Annotated in this window: 18 protein-coding genes and 1 pseudogene; 10 read left to right on the top strand and 9 right to left on the bottom strand. The window is 73.3% G+C overall.

Annotated features, from left to right (window positions below; translation table 11 throughout):
- The coding region (locus QSK03_RS05725; protein WP_285649205.1) for a transposase at positions 1 to 311 on the bottom strand (311 nt) is incomplete at its 3' end.
- A gap of 57 nt (positions 312 to 368) precedes the next feature.
- Between QSK03_RS05725 and QSK03_RS05720 the strand changes: the two are divergent.
- Positions 369 to 623 (top strand): annotated as a pseudogene (locus tag QSK03_RS05720) (transposase); the annotation flags it as partial.
- A 1,468-nt stretch (positions 624 to 2,091) separates the two neighbouring features.
- Here QSK03_RS05720 and QSK03_RS05715 read toward each other — a convergent pair.
- Positions 2,092 to 2,670 (bottom strand): FHA domain-containing protein, encoded by a 579-nt coding sequence (locus tag QSK03_RS05715; RefSeq protein WP_285649202.1) that lies wholly within the window; start codon positions 2,668 to 2,670, stop codon positions 2,092 to 2,094.
- Between the two features lie 354 nt (positions 2,671 to 3,024).
- Here QSK03_RS05715 and QSK03_RS05710 point away from each other — a divergent pair, with 354 nt between their 5' ends.
- Together QSK03_RS05710 and QSK03_RS05705 are read left to right on the top strand one after the other, a co-directional pair.
- On the top strand, positions 3,025 to 5,682 hold the full coding sequence (locus QSK03_RS05710) for a serine/threonine-protein kinase (protein WP_285649200.1): 2,658 nt from the start codon (positions 3,025 to 3,027) through the stop codon (positions 5,680 to 5,682).
- A gap of 238 nt (positions 5,683 to 5,920) precedes the next feature.
- Positions 5,921 to 7,759 (top strand): FHA domain-containing protein, encoded by a 1,839-nt coding sequence (locus QSK03_RS05705; protein ID WP_285649198.1) that lies wholly within the window; start codon positions 5,921 to 5,923, stop codon positions 7,757 to 7,759.
- 1,094 nt (positions 7,760 to 8,853) lie between these two features.
- Here the strand turns inward: QSK03_RS05705 and QSK03_RS05700 are convergent.
- Positions 8,854 to 9,468 carry a maleylpyruvate isomerase family mycothiol-dependent enzyme gene (locus QSK03_RS05700; protein WP_285649196.1) on the bottom strand — a complete coding sequence of 205 codons (615 nt, stop codon included), beginning with the start codon at positions 9,466 to 9,468 and terminating at the stop codon, positions 8,854 to 8,856.
- 248 nt (positions 9,469 to 9,716) lie between these two features.
- Here QSK03_RS05700 and QSK03_RS05695 point away from each other — a divergent pair, with 248 nt between their 5' ends.
- The gene (locus tag QSK03_RS05695) at positions 9,717 to 10,058 is read left to right on the top strand and encodes a mycothiol transferase (protein ID WP_285649177.1); all 342 of its coding nucleotides are present in this window, start codon (positions 9,717 to 9,719) and stop codon (positions 10,056 to 10,058) included.
- 439 nt (positions 10,059 to 10,497) lie between these two features.
- Positions 10,498 to 10,776, top strand: a complete 279-nt coding sequence (locus tag QSK03_RS05690) for a hypothetical protein (protein WP_285649176.1) — start codon at positions 10,498 to 10,500, stop codon at positions 10,774 to 10,776.
- 324 nt (positions 10,777 to 11,100) lie between these two features.
- Here QSK03_RS05690 and QSK03_RS05685 read toward each other — a convergent pair whose 3' ends face one another.
- Together QSK03_RS05685 and QSK03_RS05680 are read right to left on the bottom strand one after the other, a co-directional pair.
- A complete protein-coding gene (locus tag QSK03_RS05685) occupies positions 11,101 to 11,364 on the bottom strand; it encodes a hypothetical protein (RefSeq protein WP_285649175.1) in 264 nt (87 codons plus the stop codon).
- Between the two features lie 141 nt (positions 11,365 to 11,505).
- On the bottom strand, positions 11,506 to 11,715 hold the full coding sequence (locus QSK03_RS05680; protein ID WP_285649173.1) for a CsbD family protein: 210 nt from the start codon (positions 11,713 to 11,715) through the stop codon (positions 11,506 to 11,508).
- A gap of 242 nt (positions 11,716 to 11,957) precedes the next feature.
- Here QSK03_RS05680 and QSK03_RS05675 point away from each other — a divergent pair, with 242 nt between their 5' ends.
- The 5 genes from QSK03_RS05675 to QSK03_RS05655 are packed head-to-tail and all read left to right on the top strand — an operon-like array spanning position 11,958 to position 16,797.
- A complete protein-coding gene (locus QSK03_RS05675; RefSeq protein WP_285649171.1) occupies positions 11,958 to 14,348 on the top strand; it encodes a heavy metal translocating P-type ATPase in 2,391 nt (796 codons plus the stop codon).
- Between the two features lie 59 nt (positions 14,349 to 14,407).
- Positions 14,408 to 14,878: a CinA family protein gene (locus tag QSK03_RS05670; RefSeq protein ID WP_285649168.1), complete on the top strand. Its 471-nt coding sequence runs from the start codon at positions 14,408 to 14,410 to the stop codon at positions 14,876 to 14,878.
- 15 nt (positions 14,879 to 14,893) lie between these two features.
- Complete coding sequence (locus QSK03_RS05665) at positions 14,894 to 15,544, top strand: HAD family hydrolase (RefSeq protein WP_285649166.1); 651 nt, start codon at positions 14,894 to 14,896, stop codon at positions 15,542 to 15,544.
- An 18-nt stretch (positions 15,545 to 15,562) separates the two neighbouring features.
- Positions 15,563 to 16,468: a diacylglycerol/lipid kinase family protein gene (locus tag QSK03_RS05660; RefSeq protein WP_285649164.1), complete on the top strand. Its 906-nt coding sequence runs from the start codon at positions 15,563 to 15,565 to the stop codon at positions 16,466 to 16,468.
- The gene (locus QSK03_RS05655; RefSeq protein WP_285649162.1) at positions 16,465 to 16,797 is read left to right on the top strand and encodes a TraR/DksA family transcriptional regulator; all 333 of its coding nucleotides are present in this window, start codon (positions 16,465 to 16,467) and stop codon (positions 16,795 to 16,797) included. Before QSK03_RS05660 ends, QSK03_RS05655 begins: the two co-directional genes overlap by 4 nt.
- Positions 16,798 to 16,837: 40 nt before the next feature.
- On the opposite strand, the gene QSK03_RS05650 is transcribed toward QSK03_RS05655, so the two are convergent.
- Genes QSK03_RS05650 through QSK03_RS05635 form a run of 4 tightly spaced genes read right to left on the bottom strand, consistent with a single transcriptional unit; the run spans position 16,838 to position 20,020 of the window.
- On the bottom strand, positions 16,838 to 17,410 hold the full coding sequence (locus QSK03_RS05650) for a GIY-YIG nuclease family protein (protein ID WP_285649160.1): 573 nt from the start codon (positions 17,408 to 17,410) through the stop codon (positions 16,838 to 16,840).
- On the bottom strand, positions 17,407 to 18,597 hold the full coding sequence (locus QSK03_RS05645) for an MFS transporter (RefSeq protein WP_285649158.1): 1,191 nt from the start codon (positions 18,595 to 18,597) through the stop codon (positions 17,407 to 17,409). The genes QSK03_RS05650 and QSK03_RS05645 overlap by 4 nt, the downstream gene beginning before the upstream one ends.
- Positions 18,594 to 19,493 (bottom strand): nuclease-related domain-containing protein, encoded by a 900-nt coding sequence (locus QSK03_RS05640; RefSeq protein WP_285649155.1) that lies wholly within the window; start codon positions 19,491 to 19,493, stop codon positions 18,594 to 18,596. Before QSK03_RS05640 ends, QSK03_RS05645 begins: the two co-directional genes overlap by 4 nt.
- Positions 19,493 to 20,020 (bottom strand): DUF2505 domain-containing protein, encoded by a 528-nt coding sequence (locus QSK03_RS05635; RefSeq protein WP_285649153.1) that lies wholly within the window; start codon positions 20,018 to 20,020, stop codon positions 19,493 to 19,495. The genes QSK03_RS05640 and QSK03_RS05635 overlap by 1 nt, the downstream gene beginning before the upstream one ends.
- Positions 20,021 to 20,312 lie beyond the last annotated feature (292 nt).

The raw sequence follows: 20,312 nt of genomic DNA, 5'->3' as shown, positions 1-20,312 counted from the left end.
GGGACGTCCTGGGCGCACAGCACCCGGAATGCCACGTCCGTGACGCAGCGCTGCTGGATCTGCCGCGATGAGCGAACCCCGTGGCAATAGGCGTAGATCAACAGGGCGAGCAGCAGGTCGGGGTCGTAGGCCGACCGCCCCGCCCCGATGTTCGGGTGCCGGGCATGCAACTGCGAACGATCCAGCTGGGGCACGATCTCGAGCACCAGCCAGACCAGATGGTCCTCGGGCAGCCATTCACGCATGTCCGGCGGCAACAAGAACCCCTGGTCACGCTGCACGGGACGGTACGAGCGGGCCACGCTGCTCATCCTCGCCACCGCACCCAAAGATCCACTCCTGCGACACGCTGATTTTGCAACAGGCTCTACGACGTGGAGATCCGCAAGGTGATCTGCTCGACCAACGCGATCGAGAGCCTCAACGCCCGCTACCGCCGCGCGGTCAAGGCCCGCGGGCACTTTCCGACCGAGCAGGCCGCCCTCAAGTGCCTCTACCTCGTCACGAGATCCTTCGATCCGACCGGCAAGGGCCGGACCCGCTGGGCGATGCGCTGGAAGCCAGCGTTGAACGCCTTCGCGATCGCGTTCCCCGGCCGTATCGTCCCGTCAACCACCAACTGACCTGTCAATGCCAGTTACACCGCTCGTCGGACAGTCCCCCTGAAGGCGCGGATGACTCCGGTTCGTGCCGAGCCGATAACCCCCAGGACCGTCAGGGCATCGCGCGCTCGCGCGTCAGCGCTCAGATCTGGAGAGTTCCGAGCACACGCCCGGGAATTTCATCCCTATGGATTGCTTTGCGCCGCGGTATCGCTGAGCTGATCCGGAAAGCCGTCATCGGCGGCCACTTACAATCGCCGACCGAAGCACCTTGGGGGTGTCAGGGCGGAAAAGCCCGAGCCAGCGCTTCTGTGCGTCGGCTCGGGCTCTGGTTGATGCGGGCTGTGTCTGCCCCGTAGAAGCACTCTGGCGGGGCTCCGTGAGAGTCAGGCATTCTTGCGGCCGCGGGTCAGGCGGCGGGAACGAGTCAGCATCGGAAGCACCTCGTCGGTGGTTGAGGGTGGTTGCTTGGGGTGAAGCGCGGCGGCTTTCAGGGCGTGCGGCGACCGCGGGCGAGGCGGCGGGTTCGAGTCAGCATCGGGACGTCACCTCCTTTCGGGCCAGAGCGCGTGATGTGCTCGGAACGGTCAGGGAAGATGCTTGCCGCGGGTGAGGCGGCGGGTTCGAGTCAGCATCCGACATCTTCTTTCTGCGGAACAGCGGGATTGTCAGGGGGAACGGCGGCCGCGGGTGAGGCGGTGCGATCGGGTCAACATGCGATGTCCTTTTCGGGTGGGACTTGAGAGACGTTCAGGGGAGACGGCGGCCGCGCGTGAGGCGGCGAGCACGGAGGAGCATCATCTTTTCCTTTTCTGGCGGAGGTCGAGTGGAGATTAGGGAAGCCTGTGGCCGCGGGTGAGGCGGCGGGATCGGGTCAGCACGAGATGTCCCTACTCGTTGCAGATCAGGGGAGGTGGCGGCCGCGGGTTAGGCGGCGTGCACGAGTCAGCATTAGGGATTCCTGTCGCAGTGTCGGAGGGCTAGCTAAGGATGGTTAAGGGAAGCGCTTACCGCGAGTGCGGCGCTGGTGTCGGGTGAGCATCGAAGTCTCCGTTGTCTCGTTCGGGTCGGGCGGCGGATGGTCAGGGGAAGCGGCGGCCGCGGGTGCGGCGCGAGAATCGGGTAAGCATCGGGTTCTCCTGTTGTTCGTGGTGGTATGTCTGTTCGGTGTTGGGGATAATGTTGCCCTGGTGTGCTGGGCGTTGCTATCGCTGTGCGGTGAGCTTTCCCGTTCACGAGGGTTAGAAGAACCTGACCGGAAGGGAAGGGGTGAGGGTGGCGCGCTGGCCCCGTCTGCCGGTGGCGCCCGCGAGTGCTCGCCTCGCGAGTTCTGGTCCTGCGGAGGTGAGGACCCGGTCCAGCCGCCGCGCGGTCTTACTGCTCGCCGCGCGGAGCGGGCACGCGGTCGCGCGGGGGACCGTCGGCGATCGGCCGAGGCTGCGGTGGTGGTGGTGCGGCTTGAGGTGGATGCCGGGCGTGCGTGATCGCTCTAGGGGGTCGCGCGGAGCTCGGCGGGGGTGACCGCGCCACGCTGGAGGGCTTCGTTGGCGAGCTCCACGCGGCGGCGGGTGCTGTTGGGGTTGAGGTCGAACTTGTCGTAGAGGCGCAGCAGATGCTGTTTGACCGCGGCCTCGGTGACCACGAGTACCTCGGCGATGGTGCGGGCGGTGGCCGGCTCGGTGAACACGTCGCCGGAGAACAGGGGTCGGCACAGCGCGATGAGCACGTCGCGTTCGCGGCGGGTGAGTTCGGGGGCGCGGCGGGGTGCGGTGGTCGGGGCGAGTTGGCCGGCGCCGCTGCTGCGGAAGGTCAGGTGGGTGCGACCGAGCTGGATGGTGTCGCCGTGGCGTAGCGCTCGCTCGGCGACGAGCCGTTCACCGGCCACGACGGTGCCGTTGGTGCTGCCCAGGTCCCTGATCGCCCAGCCCGCACCGTAGGACTGCAGGACCGCGTGCATCGAGGAGACCTGGGTGTCGTGACCGAGTACCACTGCGTTGCCTTCGGCTCGGCCGATCGTCACCGACGCCCCGGTGAGCAGCACGACCTCGAGGCCACCGGGCCGTGCCACCTCGAGGAAGCTGGTCGGTACCGCCGATCCACCCCCGTACGCGGACGTGCTCCCGGATGCGCCGCCCCCCGTGACCCATCTCGTCATCATCACCGCTGATCATCCCGTCTCGTCCCCCAATGTCACCCGCCAGCACCTCGGGCCGAGACGCGGACCGAGCCCCGACGCCACTCGCCGCGTAGCGCCTCGGCGGCGCCGCCACACGTCCGAGATGTCGCTACCGGCGGCGGCTCCTACCACGCTGATGCGATTACGGACAGTAAGACTTTCCTGCCACTTCGGTAAGAGTTGTATCACTTGGGGGTAAGCCTGCGACATAGTGTCATCGAGTGGTTCGGCCGGGGGGATGATCTGGTGGGCGAGGAACAGTTCGGCCCGTACACGTTGGTGCGGTTGATCGGGCGCGGCGGCATGGGCGAGGTCTTCGAGGCCCACGACAGCGAACAAGATCGCACCGTGGCGCTCAAGCGCCTGGTGCCGCATCTGGTGCACGACGCGGAGTTCCAGAAGCGGTTCCGGCGGGAATCGCGCCTGGCCGCCCGTCTGAGCAGTCCGCACGTGATCCCGATCCACCGCTCCGGGGAGATCGAGGGCCAGCTGTTCATCGACATGCGCATGGTCAACGGCTGCGATCTCGAGAAGCGACTGAGCCGCGAACCGGCGCTGACCCCGGCCCAGGCGGTGGCGATCATCGACCAGGTCGCCAGCGCGCTCGACGCCGCGCATCACGCCGGGCTGATACACCGCGACATCAAGCCGTCGAACGTCCTGCTCGACACCGCGGTCGGCGCCTACGACTTCGTCTACCTCGCCGACTTCGGGATCACCCGGGCGATCGGCGGCGAGAGCCAGTCCCTGACCTCGACCCACGCCGTGGTGGGCAGCTTGGACTACATGGCCCCCGAACAGTTCGACGGGGTGACCGGCCCCGAGATCGACATCTACTCGTTGGGCTGCTTGCTGTTCCAGTGTCTGACCGGGAGCAAACCGTTCCCGTTCGAGGGTTTCCCGCAGCTGATGCGGGCGCACCTGACCCAGCCCGCGCCGCTGGCCTCACAGACCCGTCCGGAACTCGGCGAGCGATTCGACGACGTCATCGCCCAGGCGCTGGCCAAAGACCCAGACCAGCGCTACCCCAGCGCCGGGGCCCTGGCCGCCGCCGCCCGCGAGGCGCTCGCCCAGGCCGGCGGCGAGGGCACCACGCACAGCAACACCCACAGCGACACCGCCGAGCACGCCGCCGAGCAGACCGCCGCTAGCCAGGCCGCCGCCAGCCCGACCGCCGCCAGCCCGACCGCCGGGGTGCTGCCCACGGGTCCGACATCGGGCCAGGGCGCCGGCTCCGAGGGGGCCGTCGCGCCCCTCGCGGTGCCCGGGGGCACCGAGGTCGCCCTTCCTCCGGGCCAGGCGTCGGTTTCGAACGCCGCAGTGGCCGCGGCGAGCGCCGATCCCGTCACGAGCGAGCTCGAGGCCGATGAGCCCGCGGTCGTGCCCGCGTCAGAGCCCACCGCCGAAACCACGACCGAGACCACGGCTGAGGCCGCCTCTGAGCCGGGTAGCGCGTCCGCGGCGCCTCGGACAGGCGCGAACCGGGGGGCGGCCCCAGGTGTGCTCGCTGCGGCACGCTCGGTCACGGTTGCTACCCCGCGGATGGACGGGGGAGCACCGACGGCGTTGGCCACCCGCCCGACAACCGCCGCGGCACCCGCGGCACGGACCGCAACCGCGGATGCTTCGACCTCCACGATCGAGACCGCGAGCCCGGCGGCGGCGCCGGGCGGGACCGCCGGAACCAACGGAACCGCCGGAACCAACTCGGCTGGTCCGACACCGCAGCCCCGGCCATCGCCTCCCTCCGAGCCGCCGTTCCCGCCGCCTCCGCCCACGGGACCGTCCGCGGGGGGACCTGTCGACGGATCCTCGGGACGTTCCCGGAGCACGCTGGTGTGGGTGGGTTCGGCGGTGGGCCTGGTGCTGGTGCTCGTGCTCGGTGTCGTGATCGGCACCTCGGTGGGTGCTGGCCCGGCGACAACTGACGATGCCGGTGGCGGGGTGGCGATCCCGCTGGCCCCAGCCGGGCCGGTGCTGCGCAGCACCGACACCCCGACCATCACGGCCACCCTCAGCGTGGGCAACGCTCCCGAAGCGATCGCGCTGTCCGCGGACGGCCGGCTGGCCTATGTGACCGGCAGCGGCGGCGGCAACGTGGTCAACGTCGTCGACACCACCGACGGGCGGCTGCTGACCACGATCCCGGCACCGGGACCGCCCCAGTTCATCGCCATGGAGCCCTCCGGGGCCCGTGCCTATGTGACCCTCTATGACCCCAGCCGGGACCAGAACGCGGTCGCGGTCCTCGACACCCGCGCCAACGCGTTCACCGCGGTCATCCCCACCGGGCAGAAGCGTCCGTTCGGGCTGGCGGTTTCCCCGGACGGGTCCCGGGTCTATGTGCCCAACCACGACTCGGGCGATGTCACGGTGATCGACACCGCCCGCCAGAGCGTCGTCACCCAGATCCCGGTCCCGGAGAGCCCGCACTGGATCGCGTTCTCCCCGACCGGGCGGATCGCCTACGCGGCCAACCACCACTCGGGGGTCGTCACCGTCCTCGACACCCGCAGCAACACCGTCACCGGGGTGATCCCGATCGGGGACATGGTGGCCCCGCACAGCATCGCGGTCATGCCCGACGGGCGCCGCGCGCAGGTCACCAACTACGAGGGCAACACGGTCTCGACCATCGACACCGCCACCAACCAGGTGCTCGGCACCGTCCCGGTCGGTCGCAACCCGCAGTCGATCGCGTTCGCCCGCGACGGGCGGCACAGCTACGTGGTCAACAACGCCACCAACAACCTCTCGGTCATCAACACCGACACCGGGGCCGTCACATCGACCATCCCGCTCGGCACCAGCCCGTGGATGGTGGCCGTCTCACCCGACGGTCGCTTCGCCTACGTCACCAACAAGGAGACCAACGCGCTCACCGTGCTGAGCATCGCGTCCTGAGCCCGGCATTAGAGCGACTTCCTCGAAAGCGCGGCCACGCCGAGGTGGAGTCATTCATCCTGGCTGCCTCGCAACCCTGCGCGCTGATCCCGCGGTTCCGCGGCGACAGCAGCCTTCGCCTGAAGGCCGTGGCCACGATCGAAGAGTCGCACCGCGCGTCTGAGGCGCCAGGGCGAGAGCACCACAACGGTGAGGAGGGTGAGGGGTGGTCCGCTTCGCCGACGGCGTTCGGTGGCGGGTGAGCAAGCGCGGTCTGGTCCTCGCCCTCCCGGACTCCGACGCGCTGTTCCTCGAGCACCCCGGGGCCGCGGTGCTTCCCGATCTGCTCATCCGCGGCGCCGACCGCGACGAGCTCGCCAGCTCCCTCGACCAGGCCGCCGAGCCCACGTCGGGCACCATGCCGGGCAGCGCGGCACCGGTGGTCGACCTCGCCCCGGGCGCCGAGCTGGCCCCGGGCGCCGAGCTGATCGAGCAGATGCTCGAGGCCGGCATCCTCACCGAGGATCCGGTCCGCGGTCCCCGTCACGGCGCGGCGGGGACGGGGGGGACAGCGGACACCGCCTCGCCGGAGCAGTCGTCGGCGCCGTCCCGGCCTCGACGGGTGCACGTCAGCCGGCACGGGGTCGAGCTCTCCGGGATCGACATCCCCGCCCGCTGGATCGACCGCTACCTCGTGCCCGTACTGACCCAGCGACTGGCACTGGTCCTACTCGCCGGCGTCGTGGTCGCCGGCGTCGTCGCGCTCGCCCTCGGCCGCCCGCCCGGCCCCACCGTCAGCGCCCACCCCGCGGTGGACGCGCTGCTCGGGATCACGCTCGTGCTCGTCTTCGCCGCGGCCCACGAACTCGCCCACGCCGTGGCCCTGGTCCACTACGGCGGCACCCCGCGCCGCGCCGGGTTCGGGTTCTACTGGGGCTCGATCTGCTTCTACGTCGACTCCACCGACGCGGTCACCCTGCCGCGGCGCGCGCGGGTCACCCAAGCCCTCGCCGGGCTCGCCGTCGACACCGTCGCCATCAGCCTGCTGGCCATCACCGCGCACCTGAGCAGCACGGTGCTGATCACAGCGGTGTTCTGGCGTCTCGCCGTGACTGGGATCGTCGACCTGCTCACCAACGCCGCCCCCATCCTCGAGCTCGACGGGCACTGGGCGCTCGCGGACTACCTCGACGAGCCCGACCTCGCCCAGCGCGCCCGCAGCGCCTTCGGGGCCCGCCTGCGCGGCCGCCAGACGGCCGGAGCCCGATGGCTCGCAATCTACGGGGCCGCCTCGCTGCTCGGGGGTGGGGTGCTGCTCTCCGGCGGCGCGCTCGTCTGGTGGTACGCCGCCGGGGACCTCATCCTCGCGCTGTTCTCCGGCAACCTCGCCGACATCCTGATCGGGCTCTACGTCGTCGTGCCCTTCGCGCTGAGCCTGCTGGCGAGCCTCATCGGGCTGGTCGTCGAAGTCGCCAGCACACCGGCGCAACCCCCGCAGCCCGACAGCGCCCCTCCCGACGGCGAACCCGACAGCCCGGAGTCCGCCGGCTCCCACTCCGACCCCGCCGGCTTCGACGAGGTCACCGTGGCCGGCCTGACCGTTCCGGGCATCACCGCACCGGCGCTCGGCGCCGCGTCCGTGGGTGACGACCTCGAGGTCCTCATCGCGCCCGGAACCCGGCGGCGGGTACTGCGTTCTCACCGCGAATACCAGGTGGGGCGTGACCTCAACAACGACGTCCGAATCGACGACCCGAGAGTCTCGCGCCATCACCTCACCCTGCGCCCCCACCCCGAGGGCTGGGAGATCATCAACCACAGCGCCAATGGCATCCTCGTCGACGCGTACCCCATCGAGCACCACCAACTGCGGTTAGGGAGCACGGTCGTTGCCCTCGGACAGCACCCCGAAGCACCGACCCTGACCCTCACCCCCCGACCACGCAGGGCACGAACCGGTGCCACCGCGCTTACCTCTCGCGGTTCCCGCCTCACCACCTCGGCCGGGATTCCCCACCGACCAGCGACACGACTCGCGCCACCGCGAGCACGCGGCGACGAACCCCCACACCACCCGGCGCCATCCCCACGCCCGTAGACCGGCGGCCACCTCTCAGGGCCTGGCCTCCTCAGTCCACGCCTCCCGCCCGGCCGCGGCGTCGGCACCCACTCGGGCCGATCGGGCGGACCCCCTGCGATCTCGATCCGCCAGCCGATCCGGCCGCTCGCGTTTCGGCAGCCGTGGCAACTCGACGTCAGCATCGTCCCGGACACCGGGACGTGGATCAGCGGCCTTACCCCTCGGTAAGAGGACCCTTACCGGACCACGACGAGTTCCTCGCCCCGCCGCGATGGGATCGGTGGCCCGGGGCCAGCAGACTTCATGGCAACACCGAGCAAGCCCGCCGACGAAGCCCCGCAGCCCAGGAGCCACCGATGAGCCACCGCAGCGCCGCCACCGCCGTCATCACCCGCGAGACGACCACCCCCGAGCGGGCCACCGGCCTGCGCCGACTCGGACGCCGCACCACCCGCGGCCGCCGCAGCGCCGGCTGAACCAAACCATCCGCACCCCGCGGCTGCTCAGGAAGGATCTAGTCATGCTGACCCGCTACCGCCGCGTCACCCGCGGTCGCATATCCCGCGGCTAGAAACCGCCCTTGTACGCACCCACCGAAAGCTCGAGGACGATGGCCATGCTGACTCGCTTCCGCCGCGTCAATCGCGGCCGCACCTCCCGCGGCTGACGCTGTGATCACCAAGATTCAGCGCCGCACCCGCGGCCGATGCAGCTCCGGATAACCGAAGCACTGTCCATCCGACCCTCGAGGAGACCAATCATGCTGACCCGCTCCCGCCGCATCACCCGCGGCCGCCGCTCGTCGGACAGTCCCGCCCCGAGCCGATAGCCCCCAGGACCGTCACGGCGATGGCCGTCGCGGTGAGAATGTCAACTCCCGCTGGCCCCACTAGGACGACTTGATCTGGCCCCAGGCCGGCTCGGTGGCGATGGGTCAGGCGAGGACGTTGGTCCCGCTACACGCGGCCCACCGCCAACACAGCGTAGATCACTGGAGAAGCTCGTATCGAAGAGTGTCCGCGGGCAGCGGAAGGTTGCGCGGACAAGGACCCGTCCGGCAGGCGGGCAGTCGCCGCGCCACCCATGCGGTTCCCGGTGGTTCGCCGATGAGGTCAGTGAGCAAGCCGGGCGGCCACGACCGGTCGCCCTGGACCGGTCAGCTCACCGGCCGCGCATGGCCGACCGGTGATCGCCATCAGTATGGCCTCCGCCGGTCCGGACACCTCTGGCCCTGAGCCGTGGCTCCAGTCCAGATCGGACGCCACCAGGCGTACGCCGCGGGCGATGCGCCAGGTCGGCAGCTCCAGACTGCGCAGGCTGCAGTCCAGGACCAGGCGCAGCCGTTCGACCGGAATGTCGCGCGGCAGATCCAGTGGCCGTCGGATGTCTTGGTGATGAACGGTGACGTCGAGCAGGGCGAGGCGTCCCCCGAAGGCTGCGGCCAGCCGCTGTGGCCGCAGGTGAGCTCTTAGCTTGTCGAGGAGCGCATCGGTACTGAGTAGCGCGAGTTCGTCGACGCCGGCCTGGTTGGTGCGGACGATCCGACCGCGGATCGCACGGCGCGACATCCCAAGCAAACTGACGTCGAAGCTCATGACGTGAGCGACCACGTCGCGGACGCGCCAGCCCTCGCACAGCGACGGGGCTTCCCACTGCTCGGGCCTCAGCGTCGCCAGGAGATCCGCCAGGTCGGTCCGCTCGGCCGTCGCCATCTGGAGAGCGTCCACGCCACGAGGTTGCCCTCTTGTGCCCGGTGGGGACATGGGCTCGCCGGCGCCGGCGTTGCCCGAGCAGGTCAGCCTCGCGTGGGGGAGATCGCTGGGGATGCCCGCGAGGGGCTGCAGGCTCTGGCGGTGGGCGCCGGTCTGTGGATGCTGGCCGCGACGATGGGACAGCGACGTCACCGCGGCCTGCGGGCCGAAGGAACGCCACGACACATCGCGAGCGGTGAGCAGCACGCCATGAGGCCGGCTCGGTGACCCTGGGCGGGCGCCACGCGCCGGGGGCAGCCGGAGGTGGCGGCCCGGGGCTGCGCAGCAGCCGGTCTGAACATCGATCCGACCGAGCTGATCTGCGAGACTCTCGCCGTCCAGGCCGACTCGTAGCGGCGCGGATTATCGTCCGACCCCACGGCGAGCCCTGGCGGCCTAGCTACTACCTGGTGCACCTGCTCGAGGAGTACGCCCGGCACGCCGACGTCGTCCGCGAACAGATCGACGGCGTCGCGGTACCCGCGCTGGTGCTCACCCTGGTTGGGGCGAGCGCGAACGACTTCTTCGCGCCCTACGAGCCGGCTCCGGGGACCCTGCTGGCGTGACCTCACCGCGCCGTTCGGCGACGGATTCCGGCGGTTCGGCGGCGGGAGCGTCGTCCGCGGGATTCCGCGGTTTGGACCGGCGCGCCGCGAGGAATCGGATGGGCGTCCACGCCGCCATCGATCTGTTCGACCGTTGTGGTCGCCACCGGGCACGCTCCCCCCTGGGCCCGCCGGCGTCCTTCAAGTCGCCGGGCCCCGAGCCGGCGCTGCCACGGTCCACGGCTCGGTGGCGGCGTGGCGCACGTCGGGTCCGTTCGTGCTTCCGTGGAGTTCCGCGGTGCCGAACGGAGCAACCGTCCCACTCCCCACCCCCGGTCGGGTCACCTCGCACTGGTCCGCGTAGCGCTCCGTGTCGGCGCTGGTAGAACGGCCGCCAGACCCCACGGATCATCCTCTGCGGGTGGGGACGCGGTCCCGTGCCGCTTGCTATCACCGCAGCGTGTGCCTGCTCATCCTCTTGCTGGTCTTCGGCCCGCGCTTCGTGATCGTCGTGTGGTGGCTGCTCGCCCCGCTGCAGTGGAGCGTCACCTTCGGGACGCTGCTGTGGCCGATCCTCGGCTTCCTGCTGCTTCCGTGGACGACGTTGATGTACATGCTCGTCGCGCCGGGCGGCGTCGTCGGGCCGGACTGGATCTGGCTCGCGATCGCCGTGTTCGCCGATCTCGCGAGCCACGCCTGGGGCGGTGCCTACCGCCGCCGGCGCAACGCCGTGGCGTGACGCCGACCCCCGCTCGTCGTGACGCGGGACGGGAGCGCTTCACCCGGACGTGGACTAACGCCCGTGATCGCCGGCGCGACTTACCGGGCAGGTCGCGCGAGCGACGAGCCGGCGGGCCGCACCGGGCAGGGTGCGGCCCGTCGGTGTGTCCGTGCCGAAAGACGACACGGGCGGTCGCCGATCGGGTGACGGGCCGACGCGGGAGGCGTCGGGCGGCCCCGCCGGCTCATGACAGGGAACCGGCGGGACCTGAGCCGACGATCAGCCCGCGGGCATCCGGTCAGCCTGGCCGCGATGTACCCCACGCGGCGGCCGCCCCTAACGTCAGAACCCGCTGTGGAGCTGCCAGTCGGGACGGTCGGCGGCCCGCCCGCGGGCGTCGGGCTCCGAGCGCCACGCGAGGTCCAGCCCGGCGACGCCGCGTTCGTCCATCACCCGGCGGAAGTCGCCGTAGTGGCGGTGGTCGCGCGGGTCGGCGCCCTCGACCGCGTCGGCCAGGCGCACCAGCAGCCAGAGGCCGACGAACCGCAGCTCGAACCCGGCGACGATCCCCAGGACCACCGCACTCAGGACGACGAGCACCGTCACTGCTGCTCCTCCGACGACCCGGTGTGACGCACGGGCATCGGTGTGGCGATCACGGTCGTTACGCCGCGCGGTCCCCCGGACACACGACGGCCCCGGTACCGGCGTCGTGCCGGTCCGGGGCCGTGTGCGGGATGTCGCCGACTACTGGTGCTTCTTCTGGTCGGCTTCCTTCTTGTCCGCCTCGGCGCGGGCCTTCTGGGCCTCCGCCTCCTTCTGGCGGGCGGTGTCCTCGGCGTCGGCCTTCTTCTGCTGCTCCTTGCCCTCGCGGGCCCAGTCGTCCTGGCCCGTGATGGCGCCGACGGCCTCCTTGGCGCGGCCCTTCAGGTCCTCGGCGCCGGTGTCCTCCGCCATGGGTGCCTCCTGCGGTCGGTGGTCCTCGGTCGGGCGCGGGCCTACCCGATCGTCACCTCGGTCGACACCGCCGCGGCTGAGAACGTGTGCTACGCCATCCGGGCTACCCGTCGACCGCTCGTCGTGCCCGAAGGGAGCGGTCGTCGGACGGGCCGTCGGGGGTTCTCAGCTCCCGGCGCCCGCGCGGAGGTGACCCCTAGCGTCGCGCCGTCGACCGACGACCAGACCGGGGAGGTGGCGGCGTGGCGACCGACGTCGCGGATCACGCGGGGCCGTCCGGGACCCCGACGGTGACGACGGAGCTGGCCGTCACCGGCATGACCTGCGGGACGTGCGCCGCACGGATCCAGAAGAAGCTGGGCCGGCTGCCCGGCGTCGAGGCGAGCGTGAACTACGCCTCGGGCCGCGCGCGGGTCACCCACCCGCCCGAACAGGACCCCGCCGAGCTCGTCGCGGCTGTCACCGGGCTCGGCTTCGGTGCCGCCCCCGCCGCGCCGCTCGTGCCCGCGGCGACCCCCGGAGCGCCCGACCCGGCCCTCCCGGCACCCCGCCCGGCGCCCGAGGGCGCCGCCGGGCACGCGGCCGCGACGCCGGCGTCGGGCACGGCGGCCGAGGCGCCGCCCGACCCCGAGATCGGCGTTCTGCGCCACCGCGCACTGGTGTGCCTGGCCCTCACGCTGCCGATCATCGCCGTGTCGATGAACCCCGCCTGGCAGTTCCGGTACTGGCAGTGGTTCTGCCTGGTGCTCGCCGCGCCGGTGGTGATCTGGGGCGGGTGGCGCTTCCACAGCGCCGCCGCACGGCACCTGCGTCATCTCTCGGCGACGATGGACACGCTGGTCTCGGTGGGCACGCTCGCGGCCTTCGGCTGGTCGCTGTGGACGCTCTTCTTCGGCGGCGCGGGCCTGGGCGGCATGCGCCACGGCATCTACCTCGTCCCCCAGCCCGACCAGTTCGACGGCTCCCGCACGATCTACCTGGAGACCGCGGCCGCGATCACGACGGCGGCGCTGCTGGGGCGCTGGATCGAGCGCCGCGGGCGGCGGCGGGCCCTCGGGGTGTCGGCGGCGCTGATGACTCCGCCGGCGCTCGAGGCGCGGGTCGTCGCGGGCGCCCGTGAGCTGCCGGTCCCCGTCGACCGGGTCCAGCCCGGGGACCGGGTCGCGGTCGCCGCGGGCGAGCCGTTCCCGCTCGACGGGCGCGTCGTCGAGGGCCGGTCCAGCGTCGACGCCGGCGCCATGACCGGCGAGTCCACCCCGATCGACATCGAGTCCGGCGCCGAGGTGCTCGCGGGCACCCGCAACGAGACCGCCCGCGTCGTCGTCGAGACCACCCGCGCCGCCGGCGACACCCAGTGGGCGCGGATGGCGCGCCGCGTCCAGGAGGCGCAGGAGGGCAAGACCGCCATCCAGCGGCTGGCCGACCGCATCTCGGCGTTCTTCGTGCCCGTCGTGATGCTCGTGGCGCTGTTCACGCTGCTGTTCTGGGGCGTCTCCGGCGAGGGCTGGGGCTTCGCGGTCGCCGCGGGGATGGCCGTCCTCGTCGTCGCGTGCCCCTGCGCGCTCGGGCTCGCGACCCCGACGGCGCTCGCCGTCGCGACCGGCCGCGGCGCCCAGCTCGGGATCCTGCTGCGCGGGCCCGAGGTGCTCGAGTCCACGCGGCGGGTCGACACGATCGTTCTGGACAAGACCGGCACGGTGACCACCGGTCGCATGACCCTCCGGGGGCTGGCGACGACGGGCGGCGTCGGGCGCGACGAGGTCCTCGCCCGCGTCGGCGCCCTCGAGGCGCGCCTCGAGCACCCGGTCGCGCGCGCGATCGCGGCGGCCGCCCGCGACGAGGTGCCGGAGTACGTCGAGCGGGCCGGCGTCGCCGACGTCGAGGCCCTCGACGGGCTGGGCGTGGTCGGCACCGTCGACGGCACCCGCGTGCTGGCGGGGCGCCGGCGTCTGTTCGACGAGTGGCGCGTCCCGCTGGCGTCCGAGCTGGACGCGGCCCTGGACGACGCCGCCGCGCGGGGCGCGACGACGGTGGTCGTGGCCTGGGACGACGGGTCCGGGACGCTGCGGGCGCGGGCCGTGCTCGCCGTCGCCGACACCGTCCGCGAGGGCTCGGCCGAGGCCGTCGCCGAGATGCGGGCGCGCGGCCTGCGCCCGGTGCTGCTGACCGGCGACAACCCCGCCGCCGCGCGGTCCGTGGCCGCCGAGGTCGGCATCGACCCGGGCGACGTCGTCGCGGAGGTGCTGCCCACCGAGAAGGCCGACGAGGTCCGGCGCCTGCAGGAGAACGGGGCGACGGTCGCGATGGTCGGCGACGGCGTCAACGACGCGGCCGCGCTCGCGCAGTCCGACCTCGGCGTCGCCATGGGCACGGGGACGGCGATGGCCATCGAGGCCGGCGACGTCACCCTCGTCCGCGACGACCTGCGCGCGGTGCCCGACGCGCTGCGCCTGGCCCGCCGGGCCCTGGGCACGATCCGGGGCAACCTCTTCTGGGCGTTCGCCTACAACGTCGCCGCCCTGCCGCTCGCGGTCGCGGGGCTGCTCAACCCCATGATCGCGGGCGTGACGATGGCGCTCTCGAGCGTCTTCGTCGTCGGCAACAGCCTGCGCCTGCGCCGCTTCCGTCCCTGACGCGTTTCCTCCGTGCCCCGATCGGCAACGCCGTTCGGCGGCGCACGAGGAGGTGCACGGTGTCGGAGGATCCGGAGGAGCTCGCGCGGTCGGTGTCGCAGGTGGCGTCCCGGGACGGGCGTCGGCTGGCGGTCGTCGAATCGCTGACGGGCGGGCTGGTGTGCAGTGACCTGGCGGCCTCGCCGGGCTCCAGCGAGTGGTTCCGCGGCGGCGTCGTCGCCTACGACCGGACGACGAAGCACGGCGCGCTCGGCGTGCCCGACGGCCCCGTCGTCTCGGAGCCCGCGGTGCGGACGATGGCCGAGAAGGCCGCCGACCTGCTCGGTGCGGACCTGACGCTGGCCGTCAGCGGGGCCGGCGGTCCGGAACCGCAGGACGACCAGCCCCCGGGCACGGTCTGGTTCGCGGTCACCGACCGCGGCGACACCGAAACGTGGCTCGAGCAGACCGACTCCGACGACCCGCACGACGTCCTGCGGCACACGCGCGTGCGGTCACTGCAGGCGTTGCTGGACCACCTCGACCGGTAGCGGATCATGGGATCCGTGGTCGACCACGTCGTCTGGGACTGGAACGGCACGTTGCTCGCCGACGTGCACGCGGTCGTCGACGCCTCCAACGCCAGCCTGGAGGCCGTCGGCGCGGCGTCGTCGCTGGACCTCGAGCGCTACCGGTCGACGTTCCGGCGCCCGCTGCGGGCGTTCTACGCCGACCTCGTCGGCCGGGAGGTCCCCGACGACGAGTGGGCGCGCCTGAACGCGGTGTTCGGCGAGCACTACCGGGGCGCCGAGCCAACGCTGCCGCTGGCGGACGGGGCGCGGGACGCCTTGGAGCGGTTCGCGGGTGCCGGGTTCGGCCAGTCGGTCCTGAGCATGCTCGCCCACGACGAGCTCCACGCGACCCTCGGGCGCCGCGGGCTGCACGACTGGTTCGCCCGCGTCGACGGCGACCACCACCACGACGGGCGCAGCAAGGCCGACGCGCTCGCGAGGCACCTCGACACCCTCGGCCTGGATCCCGCGCGGGTCGTGCTGGTCGGCGACACGCTCGACGACGCGGCCGCGACGGCCGCGGTCGGCAGCGCCTGCGTGCTCGTCGCGGAGCACTCCACCCACCACGAGGCCGATCTGCGGACCGTCGCCCCGGCGGTCGCCACGCTGCCGGAGGCCGTCGAGGTCGTCCTCGCGCTGCGCTGACCGTCGTACGCTGCACGGGTGGCCGTGCCGTCCGAACCGTCCCCGATGCCCGCCTACGACCGGGTCGTGCTCGTCTACAACCCGCAGAGCAGCGGCGACGGCGAGCAGCGCGCCCGCCGGTGCCGCGCCACGCTGGAGGAGACGGCGCCGCAGCTGGCGGTCGCTCTGAAGGCCACCGAGTACGCCGGGCACGCCCGCGTCATCGCCGAGGAGGAGGCCCGGGCGGGCCGCACGCTGGTGGTCTCGGTCAGCGGGGACGGCGGCTACCACGAGGTCGTCCAGGGCGTGATGGCCGCCGGCGACGGCACGGTGGCGGCCGCCCCGGCCGCGGTGCTGCCGGCCGGCAACGCCAACGACCACCGCCGCGCGACCCGCGAGCGCCCCCTCGTCGACGCCATCGCCGCGGCCCGGCTCCAGCACCTCGACCTGCTGCGGGTGTCGGTGGACGGCGACGCGCCGCGCTGGGCGCACTCCTACCTGGGGCTCGGCATCACCCCGACCGTCGCCCTCGAGCTCGAGCGCGGCGGCAAGGGCTCGGTGCGCGAGATCGTCACCACGGTGCGCGCGTTCTCCCGGTTCCGGCCGTTCGCGGTGGACGTGGAAGGCGAGGGCGAGCGGCGCTTCGACAGCCTGATCCTCGCCAACACCACGGAGATGGCGAAGTACGTGACGCTCTCGGACGGCGACCCGGCCGACGGGCTGTTCGAGGTCGTCACGCTGCCGCACCGCTCGAAGCTGCGGCTGCTGGCGTACGCGGTGCGGGCGGCCGTCGGCGGTCTGGGCCCGCAGCCGCGCACCGACCGCTTCGCGTTCCGCACCCGCTCGCCGCTGCCGGTGCAGCTCGACGGCGAGGTGCTCGACCTGGGGTCCGACCGCGGCGTGACCGTCGAGATCGCCCCGCGGGCCCTGCCGACCGTGGTGTGAGCGGGCTCGACGGGGCGCGCGACGACGCGGTCGCGCGCATCGCGGCGCTGGAGGCCCAGCTCGCGGAGATCGTCGAGACGGCCTCGGCGAGCTCGGGCGACGACGAGCACGACCCCGAGGGCCAGACGATCGCCTACGACCGCGCCCAGGTCGCCGCCCTCCTCGCCGCCGCGCGCCACGACCTCGCCGAGGTCGACGCCGCCCGGGCGCGCGTCGACGCCGGCACGTACGGGGCCTGCGAGCGCTGCGGGCGCCCGATCGCCGCCGAACGCCTCGAGGCCCGCCCCGCCGCCCGCACCTGCGTGCGCTGCGCCGACCGTCGTACGTGAGCAGTTGGCGCCCCGATGGGGGCGCCAACTGCTCACATGGCTACGGACGCTGGAAGGGGACGGAGGGGTCGCGGTGGGGGCGGGGGCCGGCGGCGGCGGCGAAGCGGTCGCGGGCGGCGCGGGCGGTGGCGCCGTCCTCGCGCAGCCCCGGCGCCAGCGCGTCGCGCACCGGGCCCAGGAGCAGCTTGCGGTCGGGGTGCAGCACGGTCGACAGGCGCAGGTGCGCGCGCATCCACTCGCCCAGCCGGTCCTCGTCGGCGCGGGTGAGGAGGACGTCGGCGGCCCAGGTCGGGGCGAGCGCGAGGTCGTCGAGCAGCAGGCCGGCCAGCGCGCGCCGGAACGGCGAGACGCCGGTGCGGTACAGGTCCTGGCGGGTGACGCGGTTGCGCAGCATCGTCGCGTCGCCGACGTCGAGCAGCGTCCAGCCGGCGTCGGTCGGGTGCGGCGGGAGACGCAGCGGAGCGGAGCTCGACCCGGTGAGGAGCGCCTCGATCGCGACGTCGGTGCCCCACCACGCCACCAGCCCCGCGTCGCGGCCCAGCGCCGCGACGGCGTCCTCGAGTGGATCGAGCGGCGCGACCAGGGCGCTGACGACGTCGTCGAGATCGCTCACCGCGACAGTGTCCCCCGCGGGCGCAGCGACCCCGCCAGCACGATCGCGACGACCGCGGAGATCGGCACGAGCACGAGCCCCGCGCCGACGGACACCCGGTCGGCGACGGCGCCGATGACCGGCGGGAACACCAGGAAGCCCAGCCGCGCGAGCCACCCGACCACCGCGATGCCGTCGCCGGGGCGCACGCCGGGCACGCGGCCGGCGGCGGCGAACCCGAGGGGGAACAGCGTCGACACGCCGAGCCCGGTCAGCGCATACCCCGTGACGGCGGCGACCGGGTGGGCCACGAGCAGCGCTGTCCCCATGGCGACCGCCGCCAGCGCCGCCCCGGTGCGCGCCACCGCGACCGGACCGAAGCGGTCGACGACCCGGTCGCCCGCGAGGCGCCCGAGCGTCATGAAGGTCTGGAACGCGACGAACGGCAGGCCCGCGACGAACGCGCCGCCGCCGAGGTCGTCGCGCACGTAGATCGCGCCCCACGACGCCGCCGAGTCCTCGATCCCGCCCGAGGCCACGAGCAGCGCGGCCAGCGCGAGCAGCGGCCCGGCCGCCACCAGCACGGCGCGGATCGGGCCGCGCCGCCCGCCGGCGGTGTCGTCGGCCGGGTCGTGCTCGGCCTCGGGCTCCGGTCCCGGCAGGGCCCACCGCCACGCCAGCAGCGAGACGACGACCAGCACCGCCGCGACGGAGCCGAGGTGCACGAGCAGCGGCACCCCGAACCCCGCGGCCGCGGCGCCGAGCAGGCCCGCGCCGACCGCGGCCACGCTCCACACCGCGTGCAGGCCGTTGACGATCGAGCGCCCGTAGCCGGTCTGCACCCGCAGGCCGTGCGCGTTCATCGCCGCGTCCGCCCACGCGTCGGTCAGGCCGAGGACGAACAGCGCCGCGGCCAGCGCGAACCACGACGGCGCCAGGGCCACCGCGGGCAGCAGCACCGCCCCGGCGAGCCCGACCCCGGCGCCGGCCCGGCCGCTGCCGACCCGGGCGATGAGGGGGCCCGCGAGGATCCCGAACAGCAGCGCCGCGAGGGGGAAGGCGGCGATCGCGGTGCCCAGGGCCGCGTTCGACAGCCCGAGGTCGTCGCGCAGCGTCGGGAACCGCGGGACGATGCTGTTGTACGTCGCCCCGTTGACGACGAACATCGCGATCACCGCGACGCGGGCGCGGCGCAGCTCGGGGGTCACGGGCTCCACGTGCCCGAGCGCCGGGCGACCTCGAAGATCTGGGCGACGGCGAGGTCGGACAGCGGCGCGCCGAACGCCGAGAGCAGCCGGGGCAGCTGGCTGATGCGCGAGACCGTCACCCCGCGCGGGCGCCCCGCCCCGGAGAGGATCGCGCCGACGACGGCGATCACCGGGTGCACGGCGGGCGGGTCGAGGGTCTCGCTCGCGCCGGCGGCCCGGGCCAGCGCCACCGACACGCGCTCCGCCGCCTCCGCCGCGATCTGCCGGCGCTCCTCGAGGCTCATGATCGTGCCGTCGCCGAGCTCGACGGTCTGGTTCTCGAGGACCACCCGGCCGCCGGGGACGTTGACGTCCTCGATGAGGAACAGCCCGGGCGGGCCGATGAGCACGTGGTCGAGGACGACGTCGCCGTCTGGCGCCGCCATCGGCACCGCGTGCAGGATGCGCCAGCGGGCGCCGCGCCCGCGTCGCAGCGTCGGCGGGCGGGTCAGCTTGCCCAGCGCCTCGGCCACCGCGTGCTGACCGTCGGCGCGCAGCCGGTAGGGCCGGTCGGCCCCGGTGCCCTGGGCGGCCCGCGCCTCCGCCGCCTCCTCGAGCAGCCCGTGGCCGGGACGGTGCAGGGCGAGGTCGTCCCACGCCGGATCCCACCCGCCGGCCGGGGGTTCGGCGCCCGCGCCGAGGGCCGCGGGCTCGGCGACCTCCGCGGGGCCGCCCATCGGCGGCAGGCCGTTCTGCCACAGCCACGCGTTGGCCTCCTGGACGAACCGCTCCCGGTAGCCGGCGGGCACGTCGTGCGCGACGCGGGTGACGAGGTCGAGGTGACCGAGGGGCAGGCCGTCGGACGACGTGACGTAGAGCCGGTCCGACCCGGGCCGGCGACGGCGGCGTGCGGGCATCAGCCCGCCCGCTCGGCGCCGGCGAGCCAGCGCGAGATCCGGTCGTGCTCGGTGCCCGTGAGCCCGCGGATGCCGGTGACCACCGCACGCTCGATGCCCCCGCCCAGCAGCGGCACCGCGGCCGTGATCGCGAGGTCCACGCTGAGGCGGCTGTGGTCCGGCGCCCCGGCGGTCACGGACATGGTGCCCGCGGCGCTGATCGGCGTGCCCGGCACGGCGACCTGGGCGCGGCCGTCGCAGCGGTCGGGTCCCAGACGCCACTCCTCGGTGCGCTCGATGACGAGGACGCCCGCGAGCAGGCGTTCGACGACCGCCGGGACCTGCCCCGGGGGGACGGGCTGCCGCAGCACGACCCGGATCCGCTGCCGCCCGCCGGGGTCGTCGTCGCGCGCGAAGGCGGCCACCTCGATCCGGCCGGAGCCGTCGACGTCGAGCTTCACGCGGTGGAACTCCGGGTCGGCGAGCGCGGCCGCGAAGGCGGGGACGCCGTGCGGGTAGTCGCGGCTCAGCGCCAGCCGGGTGCTCACGCGCGCCGAGCCTAGTGCCGACCGGCCGCCGGTTCAGGGCGCGCGGACACCGCGTCGGGCGCGCGTCCTGTGACCGAGGGAACCGGCGGATCCGCACGAGATCTTGGTCCGTGGAGGGCTCTCGGGGCCGCCGTGCGGCGACCGCTCGTCGGCCGTTCGCCGCCGTGACCTGCGAACACGGCACGGGCAGCGGTCGCAGCGCTGCGGCCAGCGGCGGGTGCAGCATCTGCACGCGAAAACCGTGATGTTGACCACAAGGGTCGCTGCCGCGTTCAGTGACCTCCGCACGACG

Source organism: Actinomycetospora sp. NBRC 106375, assembly GCF_030269665.1.
Classification (GTDB): domain Bacteria; phylum Actinomycetota; class Actinomycetes; order Mycobacteriales; family Pseudonocardiaceae; genus Actinomycetospora.
Note: the sequence above shows the minus strand (reverse complement) of the source record. Positions and strands in the feature narration are given on the sequence as shown.

Bases quoted from the DNA above. Each gene is read 5' to 3' on its own strand.
- QSK03_RS05640 (WP_285649155.1), bottom strand. From the start codon at position 19,493: ATGCCCGCACGCCGCCGTCGCCGGCCCGGGTCGGACCGGCTCTACGTC.
- QSK03_RS05680 (WP_285649173.1), bottom strand. From the start codon at position 11,715: ATGGCGGAGGACACCGGCGCCGAGGACCTGAAGGGCCGCGCCAAGGAG.